Source organism: Desulfococcus sp. (assembly GCF_050178255.1).
GTDB classification, from domain to species: domain Bacteria; phylum Desulfobacterota; class Desulfobacteria; order Desulfobacterales; family Desulfococcaceae; genus Desulfococcus; species Desulfococcus multivorans.
The window spans coordinates 74,263-81,454 of sequence record NZ_JBFXGG010000004.1 but is presented as its reverse complement, the minus strand read 5'-3'; the positions used below and the strand labels follow the sequence as shown (position 1 = coordinate 81,454).

Genomic DNA, 7,192 nt, shown 5'->3' with positions numbered 1-7,192 from the left:
AACCGACACATTCAAGGCATCAACGTTCAGGAGTTGCCACATGAACCCATTCGAGCTCATTCCAACCCCCGACCCAATTCCCGCCCCGGGTATGATGTTTCGGGTGCTGCTGGACATTTTTTTTATGATCCATATTCTGTTGGTGAACATGATGGTCGGTACCGGTGTGATCGCTCTGATATCGGGCTTGAAAAAGAGAGACGCTCTTCCCCTTCAGAAAGATGTCGCACGAAAGCTCCCCGTCATTGTGGCTCTTGCCGTTAACATGGGGGTAGCCCCCCTTCTTGTCATACAGCTCCTTTACGGCCAATTCATTTATGTCAGCTCAACCCTCATGGCGGTTTTCTGGATCCTGGCCGTCGGTCTGCTCATTCTCGCCTACACCAACATCTACTACCACAAAATGAGATTTGATATCCTCTCGACCGGATTCCGGCGTTTTTTCCTTGGTTCCGCGGTATTGATGCTCCTGATCATCGGGTTCACGCTATCCAATAATATGACCTTGATGCTCAATCCAGCCTCATGGCCCAGCTACTTCGACCGTCCCGACGGCTTTCTACTGAATCTAAAGGATAGGACACTTTTTCCTCGCTACCTGCATTTCATGATCGCGTCCATCGCCATTGGCGGGTTGTTTATCGCCATCGTCTGGACGTTCAAGAAAAAAACCGGCCGGACCGAAGACGGCCCATCGACGGTAGACCAAAACATCCGCCTGGGCATGGGATGGTTCACCGGGGCAACCCTGGCACAGATTCTGGTGGGATTCTGGTTTCAAATGAGCCTGCCGGAAGAAATCCTCAATCTTTTTATGGGCAGCAGCCTCCTGCATACGGCCGTCTTTATCTTCGGTATAGGCCTCGTCATCCAGACTGTCTACTACGGCATCACCGTCAATGTTCGGGCTGCTGCGGTAAGCGTCACACTGCTGATCGCCGACATGATCCTCATTCGGGATCTTGTAAGGACCGCCTACCTCAACCCTTACTTCACCATCAGGGACCTCACGGTGATCCAGCAGACCGGCCCGATGCTCATGTTTTGGGTTGTTCTGGCCACGGTTCTGACACTGATTTTTTACCTCCTTCGCCGACTGACATCGGCGAAAAAATCGGCTCCTCCGCCGAAAGGCTGATCATCCGGACTAAAACGCCTCTCAGAAACGCTCTCGAAAGCCCGGGTTCCCTCCTCCTTGGATTGTGTCGTGACGTACGCCGACTTGCCGAAATCTTTCATTCGTGAAAAATGCGACAGCATTCGTCTTGAAAAACACACGCCACATGGCGCCTCAGGGTCTCCATGAGTGGCATAAGTGCGGTACACTTTTGCAGGCCACATGGACATATCCGGGATATCATCCCTCATTGAGCTTTATTGAATACAGACTGATGATAAAAACACAACCTATGGAAAGAAATAGATGAAACGCGAAGCCATCTGTGATTACCATATCGTCGATCATACCTTAATGTCGACGTCAGCCATTGAGGCTTTCCATCACCTGACCGGGGAATCTCTGTATGAAGTCATCAAGATCATCGACGGAGTTCCCATATTTTTTGAAGAACATATGGCCCGTTTGAAGCAATCCATTCATCTCTCCAGGGTCAATGTCGCGCTCTCCGAAACGGAAATCCTGTCGGATATCATCCGATTGATCCGCGCCAACGATTGCGGACAGGTCAACGTCAAAATCGTTCTGACCCGCGAAATGGAAAAGCACCGCCTCCTCATCTATTTTATCCGAACCGAACATCCGGGCGAAGAGGCTTACAGGAAGGGGATCCGAACCATCCTCTTCCCCGGGGAAAGGGAGACGCCCAACGTCAAGACCATCAAGGATTCCTTCAGGGATCGGGTCCGCACCGCTCTCAGGGAGGCGTTCGCCTATGAGGCGCTCCTTCTGGACGACGGCGGCGACATTACCGAAGGAAGCCGATCCAATTTATTTTTCCTGAAAGGACAACACCTCCTGACACCACCGGGTGGTCGCGTCCTGCTGGGGGTGACCCGCCAGAAGGTAATGGCCATCTGTCGGACCAGCGAAATTACCGTGGTCGAGAAGTGCATCAACCAAACCGAGCTTCATGATCTCGAAGGCGCCTTTATCACCGGTACGACCGTCGATGTGCTTCCGGTCGCAGCCATCAACGACATGACTTTCGATTCGGCCCGAAAACCCATCATTAAAAAGATCATTCATGAATTTGCAACCGAAGTGGCACGCTACATCTCGGCCAGGAAACAGTCTCAAAAATAGGAAATCAGGACCTGCGGCGAATTAAAAAGCAGTGATGACCCATGGGGTGGAAAGGATCATAGGATAGGCCTGCTCCCAGGCGTGTCCGCCTGAGAGCAGCTTTTGCAAGGCAAGAAAATGCTTATTTCGTTTTGGGATGGCACGTGGTGCAGCTCGTCGGTGCCGCCTTGGTGTTGTTCTTTTTATTGTGCTCTTTGTGGCAGTCGATGCAATTGGCATGGAGGGCCTCGGCATGGTACTCCATTTTTTCGGAATCCGACAGTTTCGGCTCACCTTTTTTGGGGATCGGGGCTTTGCTGGCCTTGGGATGACATTCGATACATCCTTGGACTGCATCACCTTCCTTCAGGTCGTTCAGCGGCTCGGCATTCTCATCATGATGACATTCCCCACAGCCAATCTTGTAGTCTGTGTAGTGTTTCTTGTGGGTAAACTGGACAATGCCCTTGGTGTGCTTGGCATATGCGGGATTTTCCAAGGGGATGACATCGGCGACCGCGCCTCCGGCAGCCGGGGCCGGGGCTGCAACCTTCTCGGCCGCCTTCTCCTCGCCGGCCGCTTCCTCGGCCGGCTTTTCTTCTTTTGCTTCGGCCTTTTCAGCGGGCGCCGCTTCAGCAGCCTCCTCGGCTTTTGCCACCACGGTTTCGGCAACCGATTCCTCGGTTTTCCCCTCATCCGCATCGGCTGTCGTTGCTTCCTCGGCAACAGGAGCCGTCGCAATTTCGGCCTGGGGTTTTGAATTAAAATCCATCGCAACCACCACAACCAGGGCAACAACCAAAACAACCTCGGTCAATATTAGCGCCAACGTCTTCCTATCCATCTAAAAGCCTCCTCCTTTTTCGTGCGGCCTCTGCCCGGGCTTCCGTCTCGACCGCCATCCTTTGGTTATAAAATTATTCCATACCATCTAGGGGCAAAACTTCTGCTTGTTTGAAGACGTATATCTATTATAAAACCCCTTGTTTGTCAAAAACTTTATCACGCCGCAGCAGGGCCTTTACAGGAGCGAAAAACATGGTGGAAAAGGGCGTCATACCCTGTAGCCGAGGTCCGGGACGACACCGGAAGAAAGCACTTCCGTTAATTGAGGGTACCCGCTCCCCATCACAGAAGCGAAAGCTTCATTTCGAATCACGGAAATTGACTACAGTAATTTTAAATACTTGGCTTGTTCATAAAGCTGACCTGCAAGCCGAGCCGTTGCCTGGTCTACCATTCGGCCTTCGACAGCCACGGCGCCCCGTCCATGAGAGGAAGCGTCGGCAATAGCATCCAAAACCTTCACAGCAAGTTGAATATCCTCCAGGGAAGGCGTAAATACGCGGTTGATTTCTTCAACCTGCCCCGGATGAATTGCCCATTTACCGTTGCATCCAATAGCACAGGCCATGGCGGCCGAACGCGCGAGACCGTCAGGATCCTTGAAATTTCCATAAGGTGCATCGATGACCATGAGACCGTTAGCCTTGGCGGTCATGATGATCCGACTCAAAGCGAAATGCCACCGATGTCCCGGATAAATTTCCGCCTCCTTTTCGCCGTGCCCGGATATCGATACCAATCTGGCACCTACGGAAGCGGAATAGTCGGCAATACCGAACACCAGACTAATCGTTCGCTCACTGGCGGCAGCGATCTCCCGAACGTTCTGCAATCCTTGTGCCGTCTCTATGGAAGCCTCGATCGCGATAGGTCGGGAAAGCATCCCGGCCATTTCGATGCCCGTCATCATCCGATCCACAAAGTGAATGTCGCCCGCCGTGTTCACCTTGGGAACGACCACGGCATCCACCCGATTGCCGGCGTCCTCCAGCACCGACAAAAGGTCCCGGTACCCATATGGCGTATCGAGGCCGTTGATGCGAACCGTCACCACTTTCTCTTTCCAATCGTTTGTCCGAAGCGAACGAATCACCTGGGATCGAGCGATTTCCTTCTGGTCCAGGGGAACACTGTCCTCCAGGTCGAGCATAACCACATCGGCATTGCTTTGACCGGCTTTCAGATGCATTTTTTCCACATGGCCCGGAACAGACAAAACGGAACGCCTTGGTTTCATAGATGGCTCCTCTCTCCCAACGCTTCAGTAACGAGACGGTCGGGTATAAACGATTGTAACGGCGGAAACAGGATCGTGAGCAACACATCTGCCTCAACCTTTGCCGATTCGGCATTTTCCATATCAATGCCGCGATACCTGTCAAGGGCCTTTTGCGTCTCCGATGAGACTGTAAATCCGGCGGATAGGCGGTGAGTCCAGAACGATCAGGATGGCGCGGCACACGAAGTTAATAAATAACATGCAGATATCTGTCAAGAACGGGAGCGATCGACAAAAAAGGTCGGCACACCGTGATTTTGTGCCGACCTTCTGATGTTGAACGGGCTTGCCGGAGCGGCTTCCTGCGGCCCGTTCACTGCCATGTCGCCCGGAAAATTTTACGCTTGACGCGCTTTCGCAAGACCAATTTTGGAGAGCGCTTCGGCCATCTCCCCCAGGGTTGTGGGATCGTCGATGGTCGCCGGGACGTTGTAATCCTGGTTATCCGCGATTTTCTGGATGGTCCCCCTCAAAATTTTTCCGGAGCGTGTCTTGGGAAGACGCTTGACCACTGTCGCTTTTTTGAACGCCGCCACGGGCCCGATGCGTTCCCGAACCATCTGAACAACCTCCCGGATAATCTCGTCATGGCTCCTTTCGACACCGGCATTCAGCACCAGAAAGCCGATGGGAATCTGTCCCTTCAGGTTGTCCGCCACCCCCAGGACTGCGCATTCGGCAACCTCCGGATGATCGGCCAGGACCTCTTCCATGGCGCCTGTTGAAAGGCGATGCCCCGCGACATTGATGATATCGTCCGTTCGGGACATGACATACACATATCCCTCATCATCGATATACCCCGCATCAGCGGTCTTGTAATACCCGGGATACTCTTCCATATAAGACTCGACGAAGCGCCTATCGTTCTGCCAAAGCGTCGTAAGCGTGCCCGGAGGCAACGGCAGTTTGACCGACAATGCGCCGATCTCCCCTGGAGCCATCTGGTTGCAGGACTCGTCGAGGGCCTGGACGTCCCAACCCGGAACCCCTTTGGTCGGCGATCCATATTTTACCGGAAAATGGTGCAATCCCATGCAGTTTGCAGCAATGGCCCAACCCGTTTCCGTTTGCCACCAGTGGTCGATGACCGGTACGTTCAAATTTTTTTCAGACCATTGAATGGTATCCGGATCGGATCGCTCTCCAGCCAGGAAAAGAATCTTGAAGGAGGACATGTCGTAGTCTTTCACGAGAAGTCCTTTGGGATCCTCCCGCTTGATGGCACGATAGGCGGTGGGTGCGGTGAACATGCATTTGACCCGATGCTGCGAAATGACCCGCCAGAAAACCCCGGCATCCGGAGTACCGACGGGTTTTCCCTCAAAAAAAACCGATGTACACCCCTTGAACAGCGGCGCATAAACGATGTAGGAGTGACCGACGACCCAGCCGACATCCGATGCCGCCCACCAGACGTCGTCTTCATCGATATCGTAAATCGCCTTCATGGTCCATTTCAAGGCAACCGCATGCCCACCGTTGTCTCGAACGACACCTTTGGGCTGACCCGTAGTGCCGGAGGTGTAAAGGATGTAAAGGGGATCTGTCGCGGCCACGGGGACACAGTCGACGGGCTGGGCATTGGTCATAGCGGCAGCCCAGTCGATATCGCGACCCGGTGTCAAGGCAGCGATTTCCTGGGGACGCTGAAAAATGATGCACTTTTCGGGTTTCACGGCGGAAAGTGAGATGGCTTCGTCCAGAAGCGGCTTGTATTTTATGACGCGAGTGACCTCGATGCCGCAAGAAGCCGACACGATGACCTTGGGGGTCGCATCGTTGATGCGCGTGGCGAGTTCCTTGGCTGCAAATCCTCCAAAGACCACGGAATGAATCGCACCGATACGGGCGCAGGCCAGCATGGCGACAGCCGCTTCAGGGATCATGGGCATGTAGATGACGACGCGATCGCCCTTAACCACTCCCTGCTCAACCAAAACACCGGCGAATTTGGCCACCTCGTCTCTCAGGTCCCTGTAGGTATACTTTTTTATAGTCTGGGTGACCGGACTGTCGTAAATGAGCGCTACCCTGTCTCCTCGACCCCTGTCGATGTGAACATCCAAAGCATTATAGCAGGTGTTCAGTTCTCCGCCCGCAAACCACCGATACATAGGCTTTTTGGAGTCATCCAACACCTTTTCGTATTTTTTGTACCAATGAATGTCCTCTGCCGCGTTACCCCAAAACGTCTCAGGATCTTGAATCGATTGTCGATACGCTTCATCGTACAGATTGGTCATACCTCAGTCTCCCTTTGCTGAATTGCATGAACTGCTGTTTTTGCTGTCACTCACCGGAACGATACTGTTTGAAATTCGCGGAACTTCCGCGCCGGCAATTTGTGCAGCTAAAAAAAAACGAGCGCTCAGTCTTTAATTAAACATCAAAAAATAACGATTTTCTCACTGCTGTTATTCGCCGAAAATCGATATACCGATCACATCTCTCCCTGTGTTGGGCTTTATTCTGAACGAACGCTCAATCATTATTATGGGTCACAATTTAACTAGAAACCGTATTATTTGTCAAATTATTTTTTTGAATGATGTTCATAGAACGATTTGAGCGTTCAGTTATGATAACCCCTTTGCAGGCGCCATTCTGAACGTCTTGGGACGTTCGGGAAGAATCGGCCGCAGCCGCATTCCCCCTGAAAGAAGTGATGTCGGGATAGGAAATTCTTCTGCCGATAGGATCGGCAGGGTGGGATTGCAAAGGAAGGATGCTCTAAAATCGAGATGCCGGAGAAAAACTATTTCTCCGGCATCCATGATGGAATTATTGTCGTGTAAGGGAATGCAAGTTCATTTTACTGCCAT

The 7,192-nt window shown here is 52.4% G+C and carries 5 protein-coding genes; 2 read left to right on the top strand and 3 right to left on the bottom strand.

Annotation, left to right across the window (positions count from 1 at the left end; genetic code table 11):
• Window positions 1–40 precede the first annotated feature (40 nt).
• Window positions 41–1,138, top strand: coding sequence for a hypothetical protein (locus tag AB7S84_RS02155; protein ID WP_020877048.1), 1,098 nt, complete (start codon window positions 41–43; stop codon window positions 1,136–1,138).
• Between the two features lie 285 nt (window positions 1,139–1,423).
• The gene (locus tag AB7S84_RS02150) at window positions 1,424–2,263 is read left to right on the top strand and encodes an aminotransferase class IV (protein ID WP_020877047.1); all 840 of its coding nucleotides are present in this window, start codon (window positions 1,424–1,426) and stop codon (window positions 2,261–2,263) included.
• Between the two features lie 121 nt (window positions 2,264–2,384).
• On the opposite strand, the gene AB7S84_RS02145 is transcribed toward AB7S84_RS02150, so the two are convergent.
• From AB7S84_RS02145 to AB7S84_RS02135, 3 genes are all read right to left on the bottom strand, one after another.
• Window positions 2,385–3,086 carry a cytochrome c3 family protein gene (locus AB7S84_RS02145; protein ID WP_020877046.1) on the bottom strand — a complete coding sequence of 234 codons (702 nt, stop codon included), beginning with the start codon at window positions 3,084–3,086 and terminating at the stop codon, window positions 2,385–2,387.
• A 324-nt stretch (window positions 3,087–3,410) separates the two neighbouring features.
• Window positions 3,411–4,325, bottom strand: a complete 915-nt coding sequence (locus AB7S84_RS02140; RefSeq protein WP_020877045.1) for an HpcH/HpaI aldolase/citrate lyase family protein — start codon at window positions 4,323–4,325, stop codon at window positions 3,411–3,413.
• Between the two features lie 380 nt (window positions 4,326–4,705).
• On the bottom strand, window positions 4,706–6,613 hold the full coding sequence (locus AB7S84_RS02135) for a propionyl-CoA synthetase (RefSeq protein WP_020877044.1): 1,908 nt from the start codon (window positions 6,611–6,613) through the stop codon (window positions 4,706–4,708).
• Between the last annotated feature and the right edge of the window lie 579 nt (window positions 6,614–7,192).